The organism is Siphonobacter sp. SORGH_AS_1065 (assembly GCF_030818595.1).
In the GTDB taxonomy this organism is placed as follows: Bacteria; Bacteroidota; Bacteroidia; order Cytophagales; family Spirosomataceae; genus Siphonobacter.
Genome location: NZ_JAUTAM010000004.1, coordinates 2359567 through 2385778, shown reverse-complemented (window position 1 = coordinate 2385778; position 26212 = coordinate 2359567). Strand labels below are relative to the sequence as shown.

General features: G+C 43.2%; 18 protein-coding genes and 1 tRNA gene. 8 read left to right on the top strand and 11 right to left on the bottom strand.

Annotated features, from left to right (window positions below; translation table 11 throughout):
* The first annotated feature begins 178 nt into the window (after positions 1-178).
* Positions 179-2539 (top strand): M1 family metallopeptidase, encoded by a 2361-nt coding sequence (locus QE390_RS10555; protein ID WP_307142107.1) that lies wholly within the window; start codon positions 179-181, stop codon positions 2537-2539.
* Between the two features lie 132 nt (positions 2540-2671).
* A tRNA-Pro gene (locus tag QE390_RS10550) sits at positions 2672-2745 on the top strand.
* Positions 2746-3189: 444 nt separating this feature from the next.
* Here the strand turns inward: QE390_RS10550 and QE390_RS10545 are convergent.
* The 3 genes from QE390_RS10545 to QE390_RS10535 form a co-directional block, all read right to left on the bottom strand.
* Positions 3190-3807 (bottom strand): hypothetical protein, encoded by a 618-nt coding sequence (locus QE390_RS10545; RefSeq protein ID WP_307142106.1) that lies wholly within the window; start codon positions 3805-3807, stop codon positions 3190-3192.
* Positions 3808-3967: 160 nt separating this feature from the next.
* Positions 3968-6136 (bottom strand): hypothetical protein, encoded by a 2169-nt coding sequence (locus tag QE390_RS10540; protein ID WP_307142105.1) that lies wholly within the window; start codon positions 6134-6136, stop codon positions 3968-3970.
* 91 nt (positions 6137-6227) lie between these two features.
* On the bottom strand, positions 6228-7493 hold the full coding sequence (locus QE390_RS10535; RefSeq protein ID WP_307142104.1) for a site-specific integrase: 1266 nt from the start codon (positions 7491-7493) through the stop codon (positions 6228-6230).
* Between the two features lie 662 nt (positions 7494-8155).
* Here QE390_RS10535 and QE390_RS10530 point away from each other — a divergent pair.
* The 6 genes from QE390_RS10530 (at position 8156) to QE390_RS10505 (ending at position 15407) form a co-directional block, all read left to right on the top strand.
* A complete protein-coding gene (locus tag QE390_RS10530; protein WP_307142103.1) occupies positions 8156-9823 on the top strand; it encodes a carboxypeptidase-like regulatory domain-containing protein in 1668 nt (555 codons plus the stop codon).
* Positions 9783-10784 (top strand): TonB-dependent receptor domain-containing protein, encoded by a 1002-nt coding sequence (locus QE390_RS10525; protein WP_307142102.1) that lies wholly within the window; start codon positions 9783-9785, stop codon positions 10782-10784. The genes QE390_RS10530 and QE390_RS10525 overlap by 41 nt, the downstream gene beginning before the upstream one ends.
* A 73-nt stretch (positions 10785-10857) precedes the next feature.
* The gene (locus tag QE390_RS10520) at positions 10858-12198 is read left to right on the top strand and encodes an MFS transporter (RefSeq protein WP_307142101.1); all 1341 of its coding nucleotides are present in this window, start codon (positions 10858-10860) and stop codon (positions 12196-12198) included.
* Positions 12199-12210: 12 nt separating this feature from the next.
* A complete protein-coding gene (locus QE390_RS10515; protein WP_307142100.1) occupies positions 12211-13401 on the top strand; it encodes an amylo-alpha-1,6-glucosidase in 1191 nt (396 codons plus the stop codon).
* An 11-nt stretch (positions 13402-13412) separates the two neighbouring features.
* Positions 13413-14291: a carbohydrate kinase family protein gene (locus QE390_RS10510; protein WP_307142099.1), complete on the top strand. Its 879-nt coding sequence runs from the start codon at positions 13413-13415 to the stop codon at positions 14289-14291.
* Positions 14292-14414: 123 nt separating this feature from the next.
* Positions 14415-15407, top strand: coding sequence for a LacI family DNA-binding transcriptional regulator (locus QE390_RS10505; protein ID WP_307142098.1), 993 nt, complete (start codon positions 14415-14417; stop codon positions 15405-15407).
* 561 nt (positions 15408-15968) lie between these two features.
* Here QE390_RS10505 and QE390_RS10500 read toward each other — a convergent pair.
* The 8 genes from QE390_RS10500 to QE390_RS10465 form a co-directional block, all read right to left on the bottom strand.
* Complete coding sequence (locus tag QE390_RS10500; protein WP_307142097.1) at positions 15969-16541, bottom strand: hypothetical protein; 573 nt, start codon at positions 16539-16541, stop codon at positions 15969-15971.
* A 200-nt stretch (positions 16542-16741) separates the two neighbouring features.
* Positions 16742-18178: a TolC family protein gene (locus tag QE390_RS10495; protein ID WP_106635346.1), complete on the bottom strand. Its 1437-nt coding sequence runs from the start codon at positions 18176-18178 to the stop codon at positions 16742-16744.
* A complete protein-coding gene (locus QE390_RS10490) occupies positions 18171-21338 on the bottom strand; it encodes an efflux RND transporter permease subunit (RefSeq protein WP_106635089.1) in 3168 nt (1055 codons plus the stop codon). The genes QE390_RS10495 and QE390_RS10490 overlap by 8 nt, the downstream gene beginning before the upstream one ends.
* A 25-nt stretch (positions 21339-21363) precedes the next feature.
* Positions 21364-22446 (bottom strand): efflux RND transporter periplasmic adaptor subunit, encoded by a 1083-nt coding sequence (locus tag QE390_RS10485; protein WP_106635088.1) that lies wholly within the window; start codon positions 22444-22446, stop codon positions 21364-21366.
* Between the two features lie 164 nt (positions 22447-22610).
* Positions 22611-23012: a hypothetical protein gene (locus tag QE390_RS10480; RefSeq protein WP_307142096.1), complete on the bottom strand. Its 402-nt coding sequence runs from the start codon at positions 23010-23012 to the stop codon at positions 22611-22613.
* 483 nt (positions 23013-23495) lie between these two features.
* A complete protein-coding gene (locus QE390_RS10475; protein WP_307142095.1) occupies positions 23496-24326 on the bottom strand; it encodes an SDR family oxidoreductase in 831 nt (276 codons plus the stop codon).
* 5 nt (positions 24327-24331) lie between these two features.
* Positions 24332-25162 (bottom strand): SDR family NAD(P)-dependent oxidoreductase, encoded by an 831-nt coding sequence (locus tag QE390_RS10470; protein WP_307142094.1) that lies wholly within the window; start codon positions 25160-25162, stop codon positions 24332-24334.
* A gap of 87 nt (positions 25163-25249) precedes the next feature.
* Positions 25250-26152, bottom strand: a complete 903-nt coding sequence (locus QE390_RS10465) for an AraC family transcriptional regulator (RefSeq protein ID WP_106635085.1) — start codon at positions 26150-26152, stop codon at positions 25250-25252.
* Positions 26153-26212 lie beyond the last annotated feature (60 nt).

Below are 26212 nucleotides of genomic sequence, written 5' to 3'. Positions count from 1 at the left end.
ATACATTAGCCTCTTGGCTTAGAACTACTTAGAGCTAGCAGGCTCTATTTTTAATCCTATTTTTATCTAGTTGTCGCAGAAAAAGTCCAAGTCGCCGAAGGCTCATTGCCTTTTGCTCATTTTTGCCAAATTTTCTGTATATTTCGACCACTGTTCACCTAATTTAGCTTCATCACGGATGAGACGATTGATTTTGGCCATCGGCGTTTTTTGTGCAGGATGGTCTTCAGTGTATGCCCAACGGGGCAATCTTCCCTCAGCGGAGTTCAATGCGAACACGCGATTTGAACAACTCGGCACCGCCCTGCCTACCCCCAACTCGACGCGTGCTGCTTCGGGAGCTCCAGGAAAAGAATACTGGCAGCAACGGGCTGATTATGACATTAAAGTAGAATTGGATGATGCCAACCAACGCATCATCGGAACGGAGACGGTTACCTACTTTAACCATTCTCCCGACGATCTGCCTTACCTCTGGATTCAGCTGGATCAGAACCTGTTCAAGAAAGACGCCATCGGAGCCACAACGCAGTTGGGTGGGGTTAATCCACAGGGTATGTCAGCAGGTCAGTTATCGAAGCTGGCGGGTACGTCGACGAAAGAGTACGGCTATAACATCACTTCGATCAAAGACGCGAAAGGGAATCCGCTGCACACGGTGACTAACCACACCATGATGCGGATCGATTTACCTACGCCTTTGAAACCCAATCAATCCGTTAGTTTTTCGGTCGAATGGAATTACAACATCACGGAATACTATGGTCGCTCGGGTTATGAGTTTTTCAAAGACGGTAACTACAATTACTTCATCGCTCACTGGTTCCCCCGCATGGCGGTTTATGACGACGTAAACGGCTGGCAACACAAGCAATTCCTGGGTCAGGGTGAATTCACCGTGCCTTTCGGAAATTATAAAGTAGCCATCACTGCTCCCAGCGATCACATCGTAGGAGCAACGGGCGAGTGCCAGAACTATTCGCAGGTGTTATCCAAAACGCAGATGGATCGCCTGAACAAAGCGAAGAAAAACTTTAAGGAGCCTACGTTGATCGTTACGCAGGAAGAGGCCGTAGCCGCTGAGAAGAATAAGGCAACGGGCAAAAAAACCTGGGTTTTCAAAGCCGATAATGTTCGTGACTTCGCCTTTACCAGCAGCCGGAAATTTATCTGGGATGCCATGATGACGAACGTGCAGGGTAAAGACATCCTTTGCATGAGTTACTTCTCGAAAGAAGGGAATCCTCTTTGGGAAAAATACTCGACTCAGGTGATTGCTCACACGCTGAAGAGTTACTCTGCCCGTACGATTCCTTACCCCTACCCCGTGGCTATTTCCTGCCACGCAACACCCGGCGGTGGAATGGAATATCCCATGATTTCCTTCAACGGTGGTCGTCCTGAGCCCGATGGAACGTACTCAGAGTCTGTAAAATACGGGATGATTGGCGTTATCATTCACGAAGTAGGTCACAACTTCTTCCCCATGATTGTGAACTCCGATGAGCGTCAGTGGTCATGGATGGATGAAGGTTTGAATACCTTCTGCCAGTACCTGGCCGAGCAGGAATGGGATCGCAACTACCCCAGCCGTCGTGGTGAGCCTCAGTATATTGTTGATTACATGAAATCTGCTCCCAACACGCAGGTGCCTATCATGGCTTCTTCGGATAACATCATGCAGTTTGGTCCTAATGCTTACGCAAAACCTGCCACCGCTCTGAACATTCTGCGGGAAACGGTAATGGGTCGTGAATTATTTGATTACGCCTTCCAGGAATACGCTCGTCGCTGGGCCTTCAAACATCCTACACCTGCGGATTTCTTCCGTACGATGGAAGATGCTTCCGGTGTAGATCTGGACTGGTTCTGGAAAGGCTGGTTCTACGGCGTTGAACCCGTTGATCAGGATTTAGCGGAAGTAGAATGGTTTGCCATTGATGCAATGGACCCAGCCATCACCAAGGCTGCTCAGAAAGCTGCCGATGAAAAGAAACGCCAGACGATGGCCGTACAACGGAATAAAAAAGACATCAAACAGACCGTGGTTGAAGCCAATCCGGCGATGAATGATTTCTATAATAGCTACGACCGTTATGCCGTTACTGAAGCCGACAAAAAGAAATACGCCGATTACCTGGCTACTTTATCTGACGACGAACGTAAGTTATTAGAGTCCGGTAAGAATTTCTATACCTTGAGTCTGAAAAACAAGGGAGGCGTTCCGATGCCCGTTATTCTTCAGGCGAAGTACGAAGATGGCACGACGGAAGTATTCCGTTTCCCCGCTGAAATCTGGCGGATGAACGATGTCAGCATCAAAAAGGTAATTCCAACGGATAAAAAAGTAGCTCAATGGACGCTCGATCCCTTCCTGGAGATTGCCGACATTGATACCGAGAACAACAGCTACCCCCGTCAGGCAGCACAACCAACCCGTTTCCAGATGTACAAACAACGTCAGGGAGGCTCTCAGCAACCAAACCCGATGCAACAACAGCGTCAGGGAGCCAGCGGAGCCGTTGGAGGTCGCAATTAATTTTCTTTGATTACAAGGTGGTAATCAACCCTTTAGTGTCCCGAACCAAGTTCGGGACACTTTTTTTTAGAAATTTATCGGGCTCAAGTTGCGGAAAGGGCATTTTTACCCCTATATTTGCACCCACATTTTCGGGATGTGGCGCAGTCCGGTAGCGTACTTGCATGGGGTGCAAGGGGTCGTGGGTTCGAATCCCGCCATCCCGACTTTACAAAAAGCAGTTAGATGTAAAAATCTAACTGCTTTTTTATTTTGGTCGAACATTAGTCGAAGAAAAGATTGGAGAATCATTATCAAAAATTTGAGTTTTGTAGATACCTACAAGTAGTAAATGTATATTGTAAGGAGCAAAACAAACTTCAATTTTATTACCAAATGGAACAACTAGATCAAAAAATTACTACTATTTCATGTAGGAGATAATTTACGCGATGATGATTATACTTTCTATGAAAGTGGCAAGCTAAAACGCTTCTATGATAGAAACGCTTTTTCACTAAGCAATGAAGATTGGCTATCAAGCGGTGATATAAGCTCACATACAAAAGAAAAGCTTCTATTGAAATGCCCTGCTATCCATTAAGATAGAAGTAAAAAATTTTATCCTCGTAGATATTTTAAGAAATTCTAAAAATCTTTTAATATTATATTTAATTCCTGGGAAATAAATAGTGCAGGAACTGACTTACAGTTTTAGGAGTGTATTCCTGAATCTCCGGCCTTTTTATCATGAATAAATTACTAAACTCTTTGCAGGCTAATGCTTGAATGTAACCCAAGCAATACAAATAAGTAGGGGCTAAAAATCCTTCAAAGAATAAGTAATAATCACTAACCTGAATTAAATTCTTTAAATGCTTAAGCTTTTCGTTCAGGCTTAACCCTGGAAAAGCAATCCCTAGTTCTTTTGAAAAGCCCGCCTCTCCCTCTTGATATCCTTTTAAGAAACGCTCTTCAATCTGTCTAAGATGTTCATTTGATAAATCAGACCAATGATCTACCCTTACCTCATGAGGTCTGGTGAGTACAAAGTAAAGATTAGGTTCATTAATCCATACCTTCTTACCTAGCACATCAATGGGATAAAAAGCCCAAAACCTAATTAAGTAATTTAAATCAGTTTTAAAATCCTTTTCGAATATCCGATGCTCCCTATAAGATACGAAAGCATGCTTATTAAAATCATTTCCTCCTAATCCCGGAAAAGCTTTTACAGGATCAAATCCGGGTAAGTCAAGAAAAAATATTCCAAATTCGAATGATTTCATAAAGTCTTATTATATCATAAACAAGTCAGAACACAAACTAAGCATATATTAATATAAAACAGATATCAAATACTAAAATATTACACTTATTTTCTAACATATTAACCATGACTATATAATCCTCTTTACCAAAAGTATACCCAATGATTAAAAACCATAATTAATTAGATTTAGTGGCATTATTAGTGAAATTAAACAAATCCACTGTATAACCTATCTGAATCTGTGTAAAATTATAGAATGAATGTTTTAATTCATTAGAAAGTTTAAATCTAAAAAAAACTTTAGAATTATCCGATATATTATGATGCCCATCAAAATAGTATTGCATTAATCCAAATTTATTATCTAAACTATAATCTACATTCCACAAGTATTGCTTTATGTATTTAACTCCAAGTGTTATTCCCCATCGACTATCTGGCCTAAACGTAATACTTGATCCTGGTTCAAGAGTAATACAATTTTGAAAAGTAGATGTATTTCGTTCATTCTGGTTACCAGTAGAATCAATTGTTTTAAAATTTGAATAGGATAATCCCATATTTATTAAGCTCCATGAAAACTTCAATTGCGTATAATTAACCCTATAAATATCAAGGATTGACGAAAAAGACAAAAGCTGGTATCTATACACATCAATTGGTCTTAATCTTATTTTTTTATCGTTAAAATTTTGTTTATCAAATGGTATATAACGATTATTATCCTCTAATTTAGTAAACTGAAGTTTGAAATCTATAAAATTAAAAAAAACGCTATTATTAGGATTAAAATCTTTATAATAAACAAATAACTGTTTAGGTACTGAATAATTTAAAATATTTTGAGAGTCCTTTTTTATATTTTCTACATCATAAATTACAATTTTATCATTATACATTCTGTTAAAATTTAACTTAAGTCCTGATACATTATATTTATCCAAAATAGCTTCCATAGTTTCAACTCTTCCTTTGTCATCAACATTATTTTCTTTACTATATACCTTATTTACTTCTGGGGTTACTTTTATTGATTTAATAGTATCTTTAAGTAATTCAATCATATCTTTATTCCAAGAAGAAGTATCTTCGTAGAATATTTTTTTTCTATATCTTCTTCCTAATACATCTTTCGATAATTTCTGTATTGTATCATGTTCAGCTTTCCTCTTTTCATAAGCTTTCTTTTTACTTGTATACTCTATTTGAGCGGCTTTAATCTTCTCACTCTTAATACTATCAACATTAACAGTTGAAACATTCAATTTATTATTAGTATTTTCTATCTTATTAAAAAATTTAACATCATCTTTTTTAAATTTATCATCATTAATATTGACTGAAGATATAGGACTTTTATTAATTTTTGATCCGATCAACTTATGCTTAGAATTTAATGTGATTTTTCTCTTTATTTCAAATTGTATTAAACCATTAGGATCGCTCTGATTTAATCCCATCAGATCAGAAAAAGCAGCAACTTCTAAAATTTTTGATCGTTTCTCTTTCCTAACTTCAACAATTGGATTATTTGAATTTAAATTTATTATTTTATTAACTGGACTGTAGTCTTCTTTTTCATTTTCTAACTGCGTATCATAATTAATCAAATCTGACAATCTTATAAATCTTGACAATCCCTTAACACCATTACAATTCGAACAATACAGATTAACATTCGCAAAACGTTCTGAATCGAATTTGCCAGATATACTTATAGGGTAATTATTTATAAACTCTAAATATTTTCTAGGGTTGTGGTTCTTATGCTTTACAATGTTTTTTTCAACAAGATGAACTTTTATATTCTTTATAGTTCCATTATTAGTTTCTATTACTACATTATTAACTTCATGATTCGCTATAGGCCATGTTAATTCTCCATTATAGTATCCGCCTTTATAATCTTTTAAAAAACTACTTATATAATCATCTTTCAATATAAAATATGCTGTCGTAGGCTCATCATCTATTAATTCTATACTTGCTTTAATTTTATAAAATATTTCAAAGGACTTATCCCTTAAATCATTATCCGAAAAATCACCTAGCTGTTTCATCTGATCCTTGAATACTACAACAAAAATATCTTTTGAAAACTCGGAAAAAACATATTCAACATTTGCATTATTTTTAGCATAAATCGGTTTATTATTAGTAGAATCTTCCATCTTTCCACTATGCAAACTAGTTATAACAAATGAGTAATTATTGATATTGTCTTGAATAAATTCATAACTATATACTTTTCCTTTAGCAACAAAACTTCCCAAAGTTTTCTTAGGGAAATTTTGAGCTTGACAGAAAGTATAAAAAAAACATATTATTATCGTAAATATTTTCATATATATTTTGTGTTTAATTACAATTGAATTACAATATGAATTAAAATTTTATTATTATTCAATACCCATTTATAGGTACAAACTTTATAAGCTACAGATTTGAATTAATTATTTCATCAAACAATGGGTCTCCAATATCTTCGAGGTATATTTTTGTAGTTTTTACACTATCATGGCCTAATGATCTTCCTATATCTTCATTTGAAAAGCCATTACGCCTTAGAACTGTAGCATAAGAGTGTCGTGCTGCATAGGTAGTAAGTTCTTTTTCGATGCCAACTTTTTGAGCTAGCTCTTTCAGGTTTTTGTTTACCCTGGCCAGTACCTTCTTTTTGCGATCTCGAATGGACTGAAGTGTTTTGTGTCTTTTATATAAAATTGGGAAGATATACCCTGCATCGCTATTGCCTTCCATATTTTGATAATACTCAATTATTTCAACTGCTTTAGGGTGAAGCGAGAATATAAACTCTTCTTTAGTCTTAGCCCTCGTATAGTGAAGCACGTTGTTTTTAACATTTTCCCATTTTAAACTAGCTAAATCCGTAAAATTGATACCTCGACAGAAAAAACTGAAAAGAAAATAGTTACGTGAATTTATATAGGTATCCTTCTCGGGATCAATATTTATGGAGGCTAACAATTCTATCTGCTCCTTTGATATGGCACGCTTTTTAGTCCTTGGGTTATTATATTTCCCAAATTCGAAATCTTTAAATGGGTAGTGAGTTTCTGCACAGACTCCATCTTTCATACCGTTTCTCCATAAAGTTCTAAATGTTCTTAGATAGACACTTCTGGTTGTCACCGCACAATTTCTTTTAACTAAATACTCTTCATATCTTTTGATGAACTCTAGATTTATTGAAGCTATGTCTATATTCTTGCCATTCAAAAATGCTTTTAGACTATTATGAGTGTGTATGAAGGTTTCGGCATACCCTAACCGTCCCTTCTCCTTCAAGCCTTTGACTTGCTGTTGAAAATACCCTAATAGCTTTTGAACTGGTTTCTTTTCCTGTACTCCTGTTAGCCTTCGAACAATTGCTTTAAGATCATCAAACGAAATTGTTTGGTTTTGCCTGCCTGCGGAAAGTATGAAATAGTCGATTTCTGATCGGATAGTTATTAGTAAGGTATTGATTGCCTGAGCTTGTGGGTGCCCTTTTTTTACTGTTTGAGTTTTACTATCCCAATCTTTAAGAGAAGTGTGCTTTTTAGTACTAACGAGCTGGTTCTTTCGATTGATAATAATCTGAAGATGGATTGGATGCTCAGAATCTTCACCAGAATTCTTAACTTTGACGATAAACTTAGCTGATAATGAAATACTTATGCATAGTTTCAGGTCAAACATATTGCGACTAAACTTCCTAAATGAACACTATTCAATATTACACAAATCACTGTATATTAAACACTTGCAAATAATATCACATAAAATATTTATCAAAAATTACAGTTTCAATTGCATGGGGTGCAAGGGGTCGTGGAACTAGCCGTTCGCAACTAGCCGTCCGCGTTCGAATCCCGCCATCCCGACTTTACAAAAACAGACCTGCTCAGCAATGGGTGGGTCTGTTTGTTTTTAAGGCTTTACTCTTCGCAGAAAGTTGCCAGGAATAGCTAATAAAACTGGAATGCTGAGCCCAGATTCTATTCCTTTCTGAAGCGAATCCTGAACTTACACAAAATGAATGTCGATTCTGTAAGGTCTGCTTCGGAGTTGGTTACATCTTTCATCCTTCCGAAAAAACCATAGTTCTTACGGCCTATTTCATTGTACTGACAGACCAAAAAATCTTGTTCTTTATCAATAAAGGTAAGCGAAGACTATCCTTCCTGTTTTCTCACTTCAAGTCTAATTCATCTTTTTTAAATGCAATAAAAAAAATTTCAGACTGCAAACGTTTGCGGAAATGATTTCGCAAACGTTTGCAGAAAAGTTTAACAAAAACGTGTTTTAATTATATTTTTCTTTTTATTCTATTTGCTCTCCTTAGGCAAATGAAATAAAAAATGAAAAAATTATTATTTACTCTACTGCTCCTCGGGGGATATACCAGTTTCGCACAATCAGTTGTTGCCACTCTGAAAGGGCGGGTACTGGGCACTAAAAATGAACCCCTCATTGGTGCCTCTATTGTCTTGTTACCTGACAATAAATATTTTATTACTGACCAGGACGGAAACTTTACTCTGGAAGGTCTTCCTGCCGCTAAGGATGTCAGGCTTAAGTTTTCCTATTCGGGGTATACCGCTACGGAACGAGTAGTTGATTTAAGTTCGGGAACGGCTCCTAACTTGGTCGTTGTTCTTAAGGATGATCCACTCGAATTATCCGCTGTAGTAGTTACTGGTGTAGCGAATCCCGTTTCCAAGCTGACCTCCAGTGTCTCGATCAGTACGATTAAAGTGGACGATATCCAGAAGTCATCGCCTCGTACTACGGCTGAAATCTTTCGTACCATTCCCGGTATTAAAGCTGAAGCCTCAGGAGGTGAAGGTAACACCAACATAACTGTTCGGGGTGTCCCCATTTCTTCAGGGGGTTCGAAATACCTGCAACTTCAGGAAGATGGTTTGCCCGTATTGCAGTTCGGAGATATTGCCTTTGCTACTTCCGACATCTTCCTGCGAGCGGATCAGACGCTGGCTCGGGTGGAAGCTATTCGCGGCGGTTCCGCTTCTACACTGGGAACAAACTCACCCGCTGGTATCATCAACTTTATCAGTAAAACGGGTCAGAAGCAGGAAGGAAGCATCGGCATGAGTGCAGGTCTTGATTATGGTAATTTCCGTACGGATTTTAATTATGGATCTCCTATCGGCAATGGTTTTCACTTCAACGTAGGTGGCTTCTACCGACTCGGCCAAGGACCTCGGACGGCTGGTTTTACTGCCAACAACGGCGGTCAGCTTAAAATGAACCTGACGAAAAATTTCTCGAATGGATATGTTCGTCTGTACGCTAAGTACCTTAATGACCGGGCTGCTTCGTACATGCCCATGCCCATCCAGGTAACTGGAACGAATAGCCATCCTACCTATTCCGCCTTAGAGGGATTTGATCCCAAGCACGGATCCTTACAGAGTCCTTACCTACTGCATGATTTGGGTTTGGGCGTAAACGGCGAATTACGTCAGGCTAACGTAGCCGATGGAATGCATCCCGTCTCTTCTTCGGTTGGTGCAGAGTTTAGCTTTGATTTGGGCGAAAACTGGTCCATCGAGAGCCGGGCTCGTTATTCACTCAATAGTGGCCGTTTCATCTCTCCTTTTCCGGGCACAGCGGGTAGTACATCATCTATGCTGAGTGCAATTGCAGGTGCTCAGGGCTGGAATCTGAACAATGCACGACTGACTGACGCCATCACAGGAGCTGCTTTTACGGGTAGCCGGGCCATGATTATTCACATGTTCGATGTGGAGCTGAACAACCTTAATAATTTCGTTAACGACTTCAAGTTAAAGAAAGATTTTGGAGCAGGTTCCGTAACGTTTGGTTTCTATAAAGCATACCAGAATATTGCCATGTCCTGGCTGTGGAATTCTTACCTGACTACCCTGTCAGGCAAGGGACTGCGGCCCCTGGATATTACGAATGCCAGTGGCACGCGACTTACGCAAAACGGCCAGTTTGCTTATGGGTGTACCCTTGTGGGGAAATCTGCAACGGGACTATAACACAGCTTACAATATGTCCGCTCCTTACGTAAGTGGCTCCTGGGAAGTTACGCCATCCCTCAACGTTGATGCCAGTGTACGCTGGGACTTTGGTCAGGTTAACGGTACCTATAGCGGGGGAACTACGGTACGTAAGGATATGAACAATGACGGTGTCATTCTTGCCTCAGAAGAAAAAGTGGCCTCTATTGACTACGCTAGCACTAAACCCGTCAACTATAAGTACAATTACGGTTCATTCTCGCTGGGAGCCAATTACAAACTTCAGGAAAATCAGTCGGTGTTTGCCCGTTACAGCAGCGGTGCCACTACGAAAGCTGACCGGATTCTTTTCACTAGTAACGTTTTGGCTGACGGAAGCATCCGTGGCGTGAAAGATCAGATTGATCAGGCAGAACTTGGCTATAAAGGAAATCTGGGCTTCGGAGGATTATTCGTGACCGCTTTTTACTCTCGCGTGAACGAGCAGGGGGGCTTTGAAGCCACTACTCAGCGAGTGATAGCCAACCACTACCGCTCGTTTGGTCTGGAGATTGAAACCATTGTGAAGCTGTCCAAAGCCTTCACGATCAATGCCAGTGCTACACTGACCGACGCTAAAATTACGCAGGGTGCTAATCAGGGTAACTTCCCCCGCCGCCAGTCTCCCTTTATCTTTACCCTTCTGCCCAGCTATACGGCGGGTCCCCTGTCCATCGGTGTAAGTACGATTGGAACGGCAGGTTCGTATACGCAGGATGTCAATCAGTTGAAGATGAAAGGATACGTTATTTTCAATCCGTACATCAACTACCGATTCAGCTCTTTCCTCACGGGAACCATCAGTGGTAACAATATTACCAATACCCTGGGGCTGACGGAGGCCGAAGATAGCTCCATTACGGATAACGCTACCAATATTGTTCGGGCACGATCCATCACGGGTCGTACCATCTCAGCCAGTTTATTATTAACTTTCTGAGTATTTACCGGGCGGGGGGAACGTCCTCCGCCCGTTTTTTTCTCCATTTCACCCCCCTTGCCTTCCAGCACGTATGGCATTCATTAAGCCACCGCTCAGTTTCAGGTCCATCATCAATATGAATGTGGGCTTTTTCGGCATTCAATACAGTTTTGGATTACAGCAAACCAACATGACACCGCTGTATTCCTACCTGGGAGCCAATCCGGATGATATTCCCCTGTTAAATCTGGCTGGTCCCATGACGGGGTTGATCATCCAGCCCATTGTAGGAGCCATGAGCGATAAAACCATCAGCCGCTTTGGCCGACGGGTTCCTTACTTCATGATCGGGGCTATTTTTTGTAGCATCTGCTTACTCCTGATGCCTTTCAGCCGAACACTATGGATGGCAGCGGGTTTACTGTGGATTCTGGATGCGGCTAATAACATTACAATGGAACCGTACCGGGCTTTCGTCAGTGATAAACTTCCACCCTCCCAACACGCTACGGGTTTTTTAACCCAAAGCTTTTTTACCGGCCTGGGCATTACTCTGGCCAACCTGACGCCCAGTTTGCTGGTCGCTTCGGGACTGATTCTTGAAAATAGTCGCAGCAGCAATCACATTACCTACACTACGTACGCGGCCTTTCTCATTGGGGCCGTGGCCTCCCTTACTTCGGTCCTTTACACAATTTTTACCACGAAAGAGTACCCCTTAACCGAGCAGCAGATTCAACAGATTAAACAAGAAACTCATCACGGCATCGGTTATATTTTTCGGGACATTGCTCAGGCCTTTCAGGACATGCCTCCGCTGATGCGGCGATTGGGGGTGGTCTATCTTTTCAACTGGTACGCCATGTTTGTTTACTGGCAATTCATCACGTTGTGTCTGGCCAAAACCATTTTCAATACCCAGGACCCTAACTCACTGGCTTTTAGCTCGGCTCAGCTACTAACGGGGAAGGTCAATGCCACCTATAACATTGTGACGTTTTGTACGGCTTTCCTGCTGGGCTGGCTAGCCAAGAAATTCAGTCCAGTGGGTATCCACACGTTGAGTTTGCTGCTGGCAGGAGTTGGCTTGCTGGTACTACCACTGATTTCCAATACCTCTCTGCTCTTTCTGCCGATGATTGGTTTCGGAATTGGCTGGGCCAGTATGATGGGAACGCCGTACGTCATTCTAGCCGGAAGCATTCCCGAAGAAAAGACGGGCATTTATATGGGTATCCTCAATATGTTCATTGTGATGCCAATGATGCTGGAAACTCTGACGTTTCGCTACATCTATCGGTATGTGCTCCAGGGTAATCCTGTATATGCCATCTACTTTGCGGGCGTACTGATTACAATAGCGGCGGCATTGACCCTCACGCTGAAAATGGGCCGCACCCGCCAGCCAGAACTGGCGTATGCTTCACGCTAATTAATTGCTTTCATGCTATCTATTTCTGATTACGAACGAAGTCTGCATTTGTTGCAACAAGCGGCAACCCCAACGGGATTTACCGCTGCCGTTCATGAACACGACAACTACAAACGCGTCTGGACCCGCGACGGCGTCATCACGAGTCTGGCCGCCCTGGCCAGTCAGGACCCTGCCCTGATCCAAACGGCAAAGGCGACCCTTCAGACCTTGTTCGATCATCAGCATCCGGTGGGGTTTATGCCCAGCAACGTTACGCCCGGTACAAACGCTGTTAGCTACGGCGGTACCGTTGGCCGGGCCGACAATCCTTCCTGGGCGGTGATTGGCCTGCTATTCTATACGCTTCATACGGGGGATACGACCCTGGCCGACCAATACCAGCCCCAGGTGCAAAAGTGTTTGTCAGTACTGGAAACCTGGGAATTCAACGGAAAAGGTCTGATCTACGTCCCCCAAAGTGGCGACTGGGCCGACGAATACATTCAACACGGCTACATTTTATACGACCAGTTGCTTAGACTCTGGGCACTGGAGCTGGCGGCAGCCTATTACCATGATCAGGCTTATCGTGAAAAAGCTCAGCAGATTCGCTCACTTCTGCAAGTCAATTTCTGGTACAGTGAGCGAACTACCGGATTATATGCCGCCAATATGGTGCACCAAATGCCGTTAGTGCAGAAACCATACTGGTTGTTGGGGTTCAATCCCGCCCGAATCTATCCGCAGTTCGATCTACAGGCTAACGCTCTGGCTCTGCTTTTGGGACTGGGTACGCCGGATCAAAAGGTGACCCTGATCAACTTCATCCGGGCATCTTTGCAGTCCCAGCAGGATTTGTTAGCTTCCTTTTCTCCGGCCATTGAAGAAGATACTTTTTTCATGGAGGAACTCCGGCATAATCACGCCTATGGGTTCAGGAATTTTCCCCATGAATTTCACAACGGGGGGTTATGGCCCGTCTGGAACGGCTTCCTCGTTGCTGGACTCATGGCCTGTCAGGAAGTAGAATTGGCCCAGCAGGTAACCGAATACATCCACCGAGCCAATCACAAACATACCTCCGCCGCTTCCTTCGGTTTTTACGAAAATCTACACGGGTTAAGCAAGGATCCCATTGGCGTTCCGCTCTGTACCTGGAGTGCCGCCGGAGCCGTAATTGCCGAACTAAGCTTATCTGGATTTTCTTTTTCGCTTATCTAATCCACTAACTCATGCAATCTTACGTCCTTGTTATAGGGGAATTACTAATAGACGCCATTAGCTGTGAATATGTAGATCATTTGGGACAGGCGGCCTCCCTTAGCCTTCATCCTGGCGGAAGTGCTGCAAACTTTTGCCGATTCCTTCATACTTATCAGGTTCCAACGCGACTGGTTGCTGCAGTGGGTCAAGATGGACTGGGCCGTCAACTGATCGATCATTTACAAAGCATTGGCCTCGATACCTCATATGTAGCGACGGTGGCTCAGCACGCCACGTCACTCATCGTTGTAGGTCGCACAAAGGGTACGCCCGATTTTATACCGTATCGGGGTGCCGATGCTCAGATTGCTCCCATTACCGACGATTTGATTGAGCCAGCAGGCCTACTGCATACCTCTGCCTTTGCCCTGAGCCAGCAACCCGCCCGTGACACCATTTTACAGGCTTTCGACAAAGCCGCTCAGCGAGGCATTCCGGTATCGATTGACTGGAATTACTCCGAAAAAATCTGGGCGAATCCTGAGGAGGCCCGCCAGACCTTGGAGAAGCTACAAATGTTTAAACCTTTGTTCAAATTCAGTCTCGACGATGTAAGCCGAATGACGGGCGAGCCCATGAGCATTGTGCAGGCGAAAGTATACTTGTCCAATCTCCAGTCCAACGTAGTATGTCTTACCTGCGGCGGGGATGGAGTGTGGTACAAACACGCTCAGGAAGACTGGCAATACTTACCTGCTCAAGCTATTTCCGACATTAAAGATGCTACGGGGGCGGGCGATGCGTTCTGGGCGGGCTTCGTTAAGGCGTATCTACGAAATAGTCCTCTGGCCATATGCGTTCAGCAGGGTATTGATACTGCCTCCCAGCGATTGAGAGGAATACTCTAAGTAGAGTGTGATTGTATCGTGCTAAATTTTATTTATTTTGCACTATTTTACAAAATAAATTTCTTTCCGCTCGAAACGATTTATACCTACTGACGAGTAGCGTAAATTGTAGATACAATCCTCATGAAAGCTGAACCTACCACACTACGAAAACTTTCTGAACTTTTAGGCCTGAGTATCAGTACCGTATCCCGAGCACTTAAAAACCATCCGGATATTTCTGAAGCCACTAAAAAGAAAGTGTGGGAATTATCAGCCGAACTCGACTACGAACCCAATACCTATGCCGTCAACTTAAGGACCAATCAGAGCAAGCTCTTTGGGGTGATAGTTCCTTCCATATCCAGCTATTTTTATAACTTCTTTCTGGCTTCTCTGGAAGAAGAAGTGAAAAAGCAGGGATACTCGCTGCTGATTTTGCAGTCCGGGGACGATCCGGTTATGGAGTTATTTAATCTGAAGGTATGCAAGGAAAATCGAGTAGCTGGAATCTTCGCTTCTCTGACGTCCGAAACCAAAGACATTAGTGCCTTTCTCAAGCTAGCTGAACATTCCATTCCGGTTCTGTTTTTCGACAAGGTTCCTACCTGGGAACCTTGTCTTAAGGTATGCCTGGCCGATGAACAGGCGGCTCGTCTGGCGGCTCAGGCACTCATTGCCCAGAAAAAACAGCGAGTATTGGCTTTGTTTGGTCATCATAACATGTCCATTTCCATGATTCGTCGGCAGGCTTTCCTCGATGAGCTGGAAAGCCAAGGCGTAGCGTATAAGGCTCTTGAAGTCACCAGTCAGACGCACGCCTATCAACAAACGTATCAGATGCTTACCTCGGACGCTTCCTTTGATACCATTTTTTCCATGAGCGATGAAATTCTTCTGGGTGTGTTAAAAGCGGTTCAGCAATCAGGCATTCAGGTTCCAACTCAGGTAGGCATCATTGCGATCAGCGACGGCACCATTCCTCAGAATTATTATCCCGAAGTTTCCTACGTAGAAACCAGTGGTCGCAAACTAGGAAAACAAGCGATTGCCGCCATGTTTGAATGCATGCATTACGGGCTAACCGCTCAGCAGTGGATGGTAGAGTCTGTGTATGTGTCTGGGGGGACGCTGTAACTGTCTCTCTTGAAATTATTACCTATCTTACTTCGCTATTAATAGTGAATCTACTAGCTTAAGGCACATTCATTCTATTTCTCCACAGATTCAGCTGGAATCAAATTGGCAGCAGTCTTTTAACTTCAGTATATCCGCTACTAGAAACCAGTATATAATTACGGGGCTGAAGCAGCCTTTAACTAATTGGAGTATGCCTTTTACATTTAAACTAATCTACCAACCTGATAGAAATATTAAAGTATATACTCAGCTAACGCAAGTAAGTTGGAAGAACAGCCCACATACTACCATGATAAGTATGGTTGATTTTAGAATCAACTGGATGCCTAACTACTTGAAAAAATGGAATATCGAAACGTTTGCGAATAATCTAACAAACGTAAAAAAAATTCAGTTTACTAAAATTGATGCTACCCAACAATCGCAACAGCTTACATTTCTTCAACCTTTACATGTGGGCATATCGCTTACCAGATCTTTTTGAATTAGTTAACCATACCTATTCAGGCATCCTTTTGCCTTCTATATTTTAGTTTCCTTTAAACTCACTCCTCTTTTTTAATTCATCAACCGAACCACTTTATATTTTTCATCAATCACATACCGACTCGTATCCGTAGTTAACTTTCCTCCGAGCCTATACTTGTTGTAGGTTCTGCTATACAAATACGTTTTGCTGGTGTCCTGACGCGTTTTAATGCGGGCCTGTAGGGTGGAATCTATCGTCAGGTAATGTTTCAGAGAGTCGTAAAGAATAATCATTCGCTTGGCCGCGTCTTCCATCTCCATTTTATGAGCAGCCGTAGGCTGTACACCCCTTTTCTGATCAGCTTCTACTTCATTAAGCTTTTCTTCGATCCTCTCTTTTTGATCCTGATATTTATTCCAGAATACCTTAGTATATCCTTCATTCGTAGCCAATCGCATGCGGTCGAGTTGGTTTTCATTGATCGTATCGAAAGCGACGGTCTTGATATCAAAAATAGCCAGGGAAAGCTGATAGGTTTCGGCGATGTCCTCCATGTTGGCCCGAACGGCTTCATCAATCTTTGAACAGACTTCTTCTTTCGTCGGCGTGCAGGCCACTAAGGCTGCTAGGAAGGCAAGGGGTAATAAACAAAGTAACTTCACGAGTAATGCGTTATGTTGATCACTCAAAGATAACCCTTCCTTCCCTGTAATAGGTTGGACTGGAATAATTGGCAGTTATGCATCGCTGAGGCGATCTCAGGTAGCATTACTGAGTCACGACAGAAAGCTGTTGTTTTGATTATAAACAAAAAATGCCCTGCTTCTCAGCAGGGCATTTGGGAAACTATTTCTAAACAAACCTAATTCCAGCCACCGCCTAGAGCCTGGTAAATATTTACCATGGCGTTCAGTTGCTGCTTTTTGGTTTCAATCAATTCAAACTTCGATTCCAGGGCATCACGTTGGGTTAATAACACCTCCATGTAATCGGCACGAGCGGCCTGAAACAGATCATTGGAAATGGCCGTTGACTGCGTCAGAGCTTCCACTTCTCTTTCCTGCAAACTGTAACTCTGCTCCAGGTTACCGATTTTTGCCATCTGATTGGCTACTTCAAAGTAGGCGTTCAAAATGGTTTTCTCGTAGTTATAAACGGCCTGAATCTGTTTTGCGTTCGCATTGGCGTAGGTTGCTTTGATCGCATTCCGGTTTACCAATGGCCCTACCAATTCACCCGCCAGCGAATACAGAATTGACTCGGGCGTTTTAATCAGATAGGCCGGATTAAATGCCCGGTAACCCAAAGCCGCACTGATTCCCAACGAGGGATAAAACTGAGCTTTCGCTACCTGTACATCCAGTTTGGCTGCCGCCAGTTCCTGTTCCGCCCGTTTGATGTCGGGGCGATTGGCTAATAACTGCGAAGGCAAACCCGCCTGAATGGCTTGAGGGGTTAAGCGATTGAAGCTATCATCGTTACGGGGAATTGGCTGAGGATAACGAGCCAGCAGGAAGTTAATCCGGTTTTCTGTTTCAGTGATTTGTTGCTGAATTTTATACTGCAAACTGCGTGTATTTAATACCTGAGCTTCAAATCGACGAACGGCTAATTCCGTTACCCGCGTGGCCTGCTTCTGCAAGCGAACAATTTCCAGAGCGTTGGTCTGAATGTCGATGTTCTGCTTCAGGATCGCTAACTGGTTATCGAGAGCCAGCAACTCAAAATAGGAGTTGGCAATTTCAGCAACCAGGGAAGTAATGACGAAGTTTTTACCTTCAACCGTCGCCAGATACCGATTCACTGCGGCTTTTTGAGCATTATGCAGCTTATTCCAGATGTCAATTTCCCAGCGAGCATACGCTCCTCCCAGGAAGTCAGGCACCGGATCAGGCATGGCACGACCGGGCTTCATTTCCGTAGTCGCTTCCATTGCTCCGATGTTGGTATAACGGGCCACTTTATCCACACCCACTCCGGCTTTCAAGCCAACGAAAGGTAAGTACTCCCCTCTTCTGACTCTGATTTCGTTCCGGGAAATTTCAATCTCCTGCAACACCATATTTAACTCCTGGTTATTATGCAGGGCGGTGTCAATCAGGGCCGTCAGGTAAGGATCGTTATAGAATTCCTTCCACTTCAACTGAGCAGTGTTGGTACTGTCCTGCGAGTTGTTATAACTCGCAGGGGTTTTTCTATTCTCGGTTTTTGGTACCAGCGAAGGTACTTTACAGGCCGTTGTGTACAGTAAGGTGAACAGCGTAATCCCTACGTACTGAACAATTCTATTTTTAACCATGATGTTCAATTTCTTCAGTGAGGGGATTTTCGTCTTCATGCTTGATGAGTTTACGCTTAGCGGCAATACTGCCGAAGATGTAATACAAGCCGGGCACAATGATTACTCCGAATACGGTCCCGAAAAGCATACCTCCCAGAGCTGAAGAACCAATCGTACGGTTACCGATGGCACCAGGACCGGTAGCGATAACCAGAGGGATCAGACCAGCGATGAACGCGAAAGAGGTCATCAAAATGGGGCGGAAACGTTCTTTTGCTCCTTCAATGGCGGCTTCAAAAACGCTTACCCCCTGCTCGTGTCGCTGGACGGCGAACTCTACAATCAACACGGCGTTCTTACCTAACAGACCTACCAGCATGACCAAACCTACCTGAGCATAAATGTCATTGGCCAGACCCATCGTTTTAATTAACAGGAAGGATCCGAAAATCCCGGCGGGCAGTGAGAAAATAACGGCCAGCGGCAGGATAAAGCTTTCGTACTGAGCTGCCAATACCATGTAAACGAAGGCTAATACAATCAGGAAGATGACTACCGCTTCATTTCCACGAACCACCTCATCTTTGGATAGACCTGCCCAATCAATGTCAAATCCCCGGGGCAGCGTTTTTGCCGCTACTTCCTGAATCACTTTAATGGCCTCACCACTACTATATCCCTTCGCTGGAGCACCCCGGAAGGCCGCAGTTGTGTACATGTTATAGCGGTTAATCTCGTTGGCTCCCTGAGTTTTCTTGATCTTCATGAATGCCGAGAAAGGCACCATTTCATCGCGGTTGTTTTTCACGTAGAGCTGCATCAGATCGTCGGGTAAGCGGCGATATTCTGGACCAGCCTGCACGAACACCTTGAAGAAACGCTGGAACTTGATGAAACCTAATTCATACGAACTACCAATCAGGATGGACAGCGTGTTCATGGCTTTGCCAATCGAGACGCCTTTCTGCATGGCTAGTTTGTTATCAATTTCCAGTTCGTACTGGGGATAGTTCGCACTGAAGAAGGTGAACAGACCCGTCAGTTCTTTACGTTTTTTCAGCTCCGCCATAAAGTCGTTACTCACTTTCTGAAGCTGCTGATAATCGCCAGAGTTCGTTTTATCTAACAATTGCAGCGAGAACCCACCCGCAGCACCGTATCCAGGAACGGCTGGGGGATCGAAGAACTCGATGGTCGCTCCAGGGATTACCTTCGCTTTTTCTTCAAGTTCGTAAATGATCTCGTTTACCGTCTGCTTACGTTCCGACCAGGGTTTAAGGTTAATCAAACAAGTACCGGCGTTAGAACCACGACCTTCCGTTAATACCTCATAACCTGCCAGTGCTGATACCGATTCGATTCCTTCAACTTTTTCGGCAATTGCCTGCAATTTGCGACCAATGTCATTCGTCCGTTCCAGCGTAGAACCCGGAGGCGTTTGAATAATCGCATAAATCATCCCCTGATCTTCGCTCGGAATAAAGCCAGAAGGGAGTGTTGTACTGATACCGAAAATACCGGCACCAAAAGCTAACAAAATACCGAAGGTGATCACCCGACGATTGACAATCAGTCGAAGCAGACCGGTGTACTTACCCGTTAGTTTATCGAAACCACGGTTAAAAGCATCCAGACCACGATTAAGGATGGTTTTCTTCCGAGGCTTACCGTGATTATTTTTCAGGATCATCGCACAAAGCACTGGCGTCAGCGTTAAAGCCACCAGACCAGAAAGTACGATAGACGTAGCCATGGTAATCGAGAACTGACGGTAGAAGATACCCACCGGACCCGACATGAAGGCTACGGGAATAAACACCGCCGTCATCAATAAGGTAATGGCAATTACGGCCCCGCTGATTTCGTTAAGTACTTTTTTTACCGCTTTATAGGGCGATAAGTGCTCTTCCTCCATCTTGGCGTGAACGGCCTCCACCACCACAATCGCATCATCGACTACGATACCAATCGCTAATACCAGGGCGAAAAGCGTAATCATGTTAATGGTCAGCCCGAAGAGCTGCATGAACATAAAGGCCCCAACCAGCGATACTGGAACGGCAATGGTTGGAATGAGCGTTGAACGCCAGTCACCAAGGAAGATGAATACCACGAGAGCTACCAGAATAAAGGCATCCCGCAGGGTATGGATTACATTTTCAATGGAAGCATCCAGGAAGTTAGATACGTCATAGCTGATTTTATAATCCATTCCGGGAGGGAAGGATGATTTTTTCAGTTCGTCCAGCTTAGCTTTTACTTCCTTAATTACATCACTCGCATTACTACCGTAGGTCTGCTTGAGCACGATAGCGGCGGAAGGATAGCCATTCAAGTTCGAGTAAATATCGTAATACTCACTACCTAACTCTACGTTGGCTACGTCTTTCAGATACAGAATTTCACCGTTAGGGTTAGCCCGTACGATTACGTTCTTATATTGCTCTACTTCGTTAAAGCGACCCTGATAGGTCAATACGTACTCGAGTGCTTCGGCCCGCTTTCCATCACTTCGGCCCAAACGACCGGGTGATCCAATCACACTCTGCTCATCCAGAGCATCCATCACTTCTTCAGCCGAAATATTATAGGCCCGCATCCGGTCGGGTTTCAGCCAGATACGCATGGCGTACTGACGGCTACCGAGGATACTCGCCTGTCCGATCCCGTTCAGACGTTGTAATTCGGGAATCATGTTCACCCCGGCAAAGTTGAAGAGGAACTTCATGTCGGCGTGCGGATCTTTACTGTACAAGTTGACGTACATCAACATGTTCGGAACAATCCGGTTTACAATTACCCCTTCCCGTTGAACCAGAACCGGCAAACGGTTCAGAACCTGAGCAATACGGGTGTTGATGTTCAAAACCGCTTGGTCAGGGTTAGTTCCTAAGTTAAAAACTACCTGAATGTTAGCTTCCCCCGCACTGGTGGCATCGGAAGTCATGTATTTCATACCAGGAACGCCGTTAATGGCTTGTTCCATTGGAATCAGTACGGATTCCGTTAATACTTTGGCACTCGCTCCGGGATAAGAAGCCCGAACGATAACCATTGGCGGTGAAATTTCAGGGAATTGGGAAATAGGCAAGCTATTGATCGCAAGGATACCCGTAAATACGATTACCAACGATATAACAATAGCAAGTACTGGTCTATGAATGAACTGTTTAAACATGTTCTTGCTCTTTTAAAGGCTTGTACTACTCGGAATACACTTTCAGTTTCGGAATTACCGCTTTGGGGTCTTCGTAATCGAAGGTGATCTTGTCACCATCTTTCACTTTCCGAATACCTTCTAATAGAATTTTCTCGTCCGCCTTCAAACCGTCTCTTACGACGTATAAGTCCGGCATTTCAGCGGCGATATTGATTTCCCGAGTGTGTACTTTATTATCTTTTCCAACTACGAAAACGTAGCGTTTTTCAAGCACCTCGAAGGTGGCTTTCTGCGGAATAATAAGGGCGTTTTTCAGGGGAACGGTCATTTGAATATTACCCGTCTCACCGTGACGTAACAGACCTTTAGGGTTGGGGAAGGTAGCCCGGAAAGCAATGTTACCCGTTTCGTTATTGAAGTCCGCTTCAATGGTTTCAACCACCCCTACGTGTGGGAAAAGCTCGTTATTAGCCATCAACAGATGAACTTTCATTTTATCATCTGTTTGATTATGAGCCTTAAAGTTCAGATACTCAGCTTCAGGAACGTTGAAGTAAACCCAGAGCTGACGGTTATCAGAAAGAGTGGTTAATAACTGACCTTCGTCCACCAAGCTTCCTAACCGAACCTGAAAACGGTCGATAATGCCATCAAAAGGAGCCCGGATTTCGGTAAACTGAAGGTGTACTTTAGCTAAGGAAAGTTCGGCTTTGGCTTTTTCCAGTTTGGCATTGGCCATTGCCAGTTCGTTTTTAGCAACGACGTTTTTCTCCGCCAGTGGTCTGGTATTTTCCACTTCGATTTCAGCGGCTTTTGCCTCAGCCTGAGCTTTTTCCATTTCAGCCTGATAGATGTTAGGCATGATACGGAACAACAGCTGGCCTTTCTTCACAAACTTACCCTCGTCTACGTAAATGTTCTGAAGGTAACCTCGCTCCTGAGCTCTTAATTCGATGTGACTAATGGAGTGGATTTGACACACATAATTCTGTGTAATTAAGGTGTCCATTTGAGCAGGACTGGTGACCAGATACTTGGTCTCTTCTTCCTTTTCTTCGTGTTTTGATTCACAGCTTGTTAGGTAGAACAGGCCAGACAAGCTCATCAGCATGAGAATTCTCTTCATAGCGGGAGCGGTTTTGCTTTTAGGGAGCAATACGGTTTTCGAAATGGATATAAGTAGGAAAAGGGTAATGGGATCCGGCCCACTTAAAATTGGCAGCCAGACTTTAAATCAATGATTAATCTATTTATAATCAGCCATTTAAACACAAATGACTACTTCTTGATTCATAAGCGAAGCACCCGCAGAACGATGTATTTATTAGCGGATGTACCTGAGGATGTTGTGTAGAAAGAATAAGGATGGTTAACGTAACGATGATCATATACGGACGTTAAGGCATCGTAGAAACTGGAGAAGTACTGGCTTACTTCCAGGCTTTTCTCCAAGGATTTGAGCTCCTCTTCTTCAACCTTCCTTTCAGCAGTTTCAATTGAATCCGTAGCTTCTTCAGCCGTGAATGGAATGGTTTTGATTAGTAAGGATCCTTCGTTTGCAGAAACTTCTTTAACTGACTTTTTAATCTGGACGGGGGAATAATGAATAGGGTTCTCATACGACGAAGCATAGGAGTAACTGTATCCATTTAGAAGGATAAAACTTAGCGATAACAAGAATCGAATTAGCACCTTCATCGTTGATTAAAAAGAACCTGAATTAAGCAGGACACCCGTTATGAAAACACTTTTCTAACCGTTAATGACTGAGATTAAAAAGCATTTATAATCATTATGTAACAAAAAGAAGATAATTTAAAACCTATCTAATAACAGACCTCTAACCAATTACCTATAATACTGATAATCAGAAACTTAACTGTTACTTCTACTCCCTTTGTACTTCAAAAGTAGACGCATCACATAAAATCCATCTTGAATACAGATTAAAATGGAATTAAAATGATCCATTTTCTTAATGATATTCAACCTCTTTACCAATGACGTTTGTGGGCTTTGTAGGTCAAATCCATACATTCAAAAAATGGATTACTTGAATTAACCAATTGACTGTAAATGATTTACATAAAGTATTTTTAAAAGTTATTTCAATCGTAAAGCAAAAAGGTTATGCTTAGAAATAAGCATAACCTTTTTAAATCTAATTTAATATCATTAAAATCCAGTTGATGTCGCTACGCTTCTCCAGTCTGCCATATCTTTTTGAACGTTCTGAATTTTAGTCTCAGCGGTCGTGTATGCATCTTCTCCTAAGAATAGGTGTAATGGAGGATTCTCTACCTGAGATAAATCAATTAATACCTGAACCGCTTTTTCCGGATCACCGGGCTGGGCTTGATTGATCTGTTCGCGATGCATCTGCTGTGAAGTCCGAACGGCCTGATAGGCTTCAATGGGCTGTTTGGGTAAGCCCAGGGAGTTATCGGTCAGGAAATCCGTACGGAAGTAACCGGGACTAACAATGGTCACCTTCACACCAAAAGCTTCAGATTCAGCCGCAAAAGACTCGGAAAGCCCCTGTACGGCAAACTTCGTTGCACAATAAATCCCCCAACCGGGGAAAGCCCCTGAGAAACCTCCAATGGAAGAAATATTATAGTAACGCCCCGACTGCTGGGCTCGTAACTGGGGCATGGTAGCCCGAATCACATTCAGCAAACCAAAGACATTTACCTCAAAATTGTCTCTGGACTCGGTATCGCTTAACTCTTCCAGACTTCCGATTTGGCCGTAGCCTGCATTATTCACTACTACGTCTATACGACCAAATTTCTCTAGCGTCTGGTTCACCGCCTGTTGTACGGAAGCTTCACTCGAAAGATCCATTTCCAAAGCCAGAAACTGGCCCGTTTCACTCACTGCTTCCTGCAATGATTTTTTATTACGCGAAGTGGCAGCCACAGCATATCCCTGAGCCAATAATTTTTTAACCAGCGAGAGACCTAAACCCTTGGAGGCTCCCGTCACAAACCATATATTTTTCATTTTATTTATTGAAAATCAGTTGAATGAGAAATTGCTTTAAACTCTTCTAACTCCCGTTGAAGCAGGTTCACTTTTTGCGTAGCCCGTTTGTAGGCATCACTTCCCATGAAAAGGCGAACGGGCGGATTTTCCATCGTAGTCAGGGAAAGAATTACCTCCGCGGCCCGATCAGGATCTCCTATTTGGGTGCCGTTCATGTGGCGATATTTATCATGAGAATCCCGGATGGATTGATAATCAGCAATCTGCTCCTGGGCGAATACCAGGGATTCTTCGGTAAGAAAACTGGTGCGGAACGCTCCCGGCTCCAGCACGGTTACTTTGATACCCAACTCCCGAACGTCTTCGGCTAATACTTCTGAAAAACCAACCACCGCAAACTTGCTGGCAGCATAAATAGCCCAACCCGTATTGGCCGAAAAGCCAGCAATGGAAGCAATATTAATGATGTGACCGGAACGCTGCTCCCGCAGCAGGGGCATAGCCTTACGAATGACGTTCAGCGTAGCGAAAACATTAACATCAAAACTCGTCCGTGTCTCCGCATCGCTGAGCTCTTCAATGCTCCCACCAATCCCATAACCCGCATTATTAAGGATCACGTCGAGTTTTCCAAAAGTCTGGTGTGTTTGCGTAATGGCTTGCTGAACCGAACTTTCGCTGGTAAGGTCCACCTGAAGGGGTAAAAATGAAGAAGAAGACGCTCCTACCGCCTGCACTAGGCTGTCAAACGAGCGGGAAGTAGCAGCGACCGAGTGGCCTTCTGCCAGTAATTTTTTAACCAGAGCCAGCCCTAAGCCTTTGGATGCTCCGGTAATAAACCATACTTTTTTCATAGCTTTTTCTACCTTTTTTGGTTGACACAAAGGTAGAATCAGGCTAATGGCTGGACTTTACGTAGAACAAACGAATGATTACAAAAATCAAACAGTTCTAAAAACGGTTGGGCTTTGCTGGGTGTGTTTCTTGAAAAAGTTATTGAAATGCGTTGCTTCTTCGAAACCCAGACTGTAGCTGATTTCAGAAATATTCCAGTCGGTATGCTTGAGTAAAGCTTTGGCTTCGTTCAATACTCGCTGAGCGATTACGGAAGAAGTGGTCATGCCGGTTGTCTGCCGAACGGCCCGGTTCAGGTGATTGACGTGCATGGAAAGCTGGTCGGCAAAGTCGCTGGCCGAACGCATGGTAAATCGTTGTACGGGTGTTTCAATCGGGAACTGGCGTTCCAGTAACTCCGTAAAAACAGTCGTGATTCGCGTGTTCGCGTCAGCATGCTTATAAATCGTCTGCGTTGGCTGCATCTTCAGAGCCGTGTGAATCAACTCCATCGTATAACTCTGCAAGAGATCGTATTTATACTGGTAATCACCAGCCATTTCATCCAGCATCTTATCATATAAAGCAGAAACCTGCCGATCCTGTTCTTCAGTAAGCACGTAAGCGGGTTTTCCGGCGGGAGTAAACATCGGCATTTCACCGATATTCCCTCGGTACCTTTCCGTATAAAAGGAATCCGTGAAAATACAGAAATAACCCGTTCGCTCTTCGGAAAGAGCCTCCCAAGTATAAGGCACCTGGGGATTGAAAAACATTAAGGTCGTACCGGAAATTTCGATACTCTTGTCCGCATAATGATACAGGTTTCGACCCCTAATCAGCAAAATTTTATAAAACTCTCGTCGACTGTAATGGATGGGCGTACTTTCAGGCCGAAAACAATCTTCCAGCCGAAAGACATTGAAGTGACCCACGCTGGGCTGAAAATTATGGGGTAGTTGATTGAATTTATGATAATAAAAATCCTGAACGCTTTCCGTCTTTTCCATAAAACAAACTTACAAAAATCAAACGGAATTTCTGTATTCTTACTCCTTGATGGCAAGCAC

Bases quoted from the DNA above. Each gene is read 5' to 3' on its own strand.
- QE390_RS10505 (WP_307142098.1), top strand. From the start codon at position 14,415: ATGAAAGCTGAACCTACCACACTACGAAAACTTTCTGAACTTTTAGGC.
- QE390_RS10535 (WP_307142104.1), bottom strand. From the start codon at position 7,493: ATGTTTGACCTGAAACTATGCATAAGTATTTCATTATCAGCTAAGTTT.
- QE390_RS10545 (WP_307142106.1), bottom strand. From the start codon at position 3,807: ATGAAATCATTCGAATTTGGAATATTTTTTCTTGACTTACCCGGATTT.
- QE390_RS10540 (WP_307142105.1), bottom strand. From the start codon at position 6,136: ATGAAAATATTTACGATAATAATATGTTTTTTTTATACTTTCTGTCAA.
- QE390_RS10530 (WP_307142103.1), top strand. From the start codon at position 8,156: ATGAAAAAATTATTATTTACTCTACTGCTCCTCGGGGGATATACCAGT.
- QE390_RS10510 (WP_307142099.1), top strand. From the start codon at position 13,413: ATGCAATCTTACGTCCTTGTTATAGGGGAATTACTAATAGACGCCATT.
- QE390_RS10475 (WP_307142095.1), bottom strand. From the start codon at position 24,326: ATGAAAAATATATGGTTTGTGACGGGAGCCTCCAAGGGTTTAGGTCTC.
- QE390_RS10485 (WP_106635088.1), bottom strand. From the start codon at position 22,446: ATGAAGAGAATTCTCATGCTGATGAGCTTGTCTGGCCTGTTCTACCTA.
- QE390_RS10495 (WP_106635346.1), bottom strand. From the start codon at position 18,178: ATGGTTAAAAATAGAATTGTTCAGTACGTAGGGATTACGCTGTTCACC.
- QE390_RS10525 (WP_307142102.1), top strand. From the start codon at position 9,783: ATGGGTGTACCCTTGTGGGGAAATCTGCAACGGGACTATAACACAGCT.
- QE390_RS10465 (WP_106635085.1), bottom strand. From the start codon at position 26,152: ATGGAAAAGACGGAAAGCGTTCAGGATTTTTATTATCATAAATTCAAT.
- QE390_RS10490 (WP_106635089.1), bottom strand. From the start codon at position 21,338: ATGTTTAAACAGTTCATTCATAGACCAGTACTTGCTATTGTTATATCG.
- QE390_RS10520 (WP_307142101.1), top strand. From the start codon at position 10,858: ATGGCATTCATTAAGCCACCGCTCAGTTTCAGGTCCATCATCAATATG.
- QE390_RS10515 (WP_307142100.1), top strand. From the start codon at position 12,211: ATGCTATCTATTTCTGATTACGAACGAAGTCTGCATTTGTTGCAACAA.
- QE390_RS10470 (WP_307142094.1), bottom strand. From the start codon at position 25,162: ATGAAAAAAGTATGGTTTATTACCGGAGCATCCAAAGGCTTAGGGCTG.
- QE390_RS10555 (WP_307142107.1), top strand. From the start codon at position 179: ATGAGACGATTGATTTTGGCCATCGGCGTTTTTTGTGCAGGATGGTCT.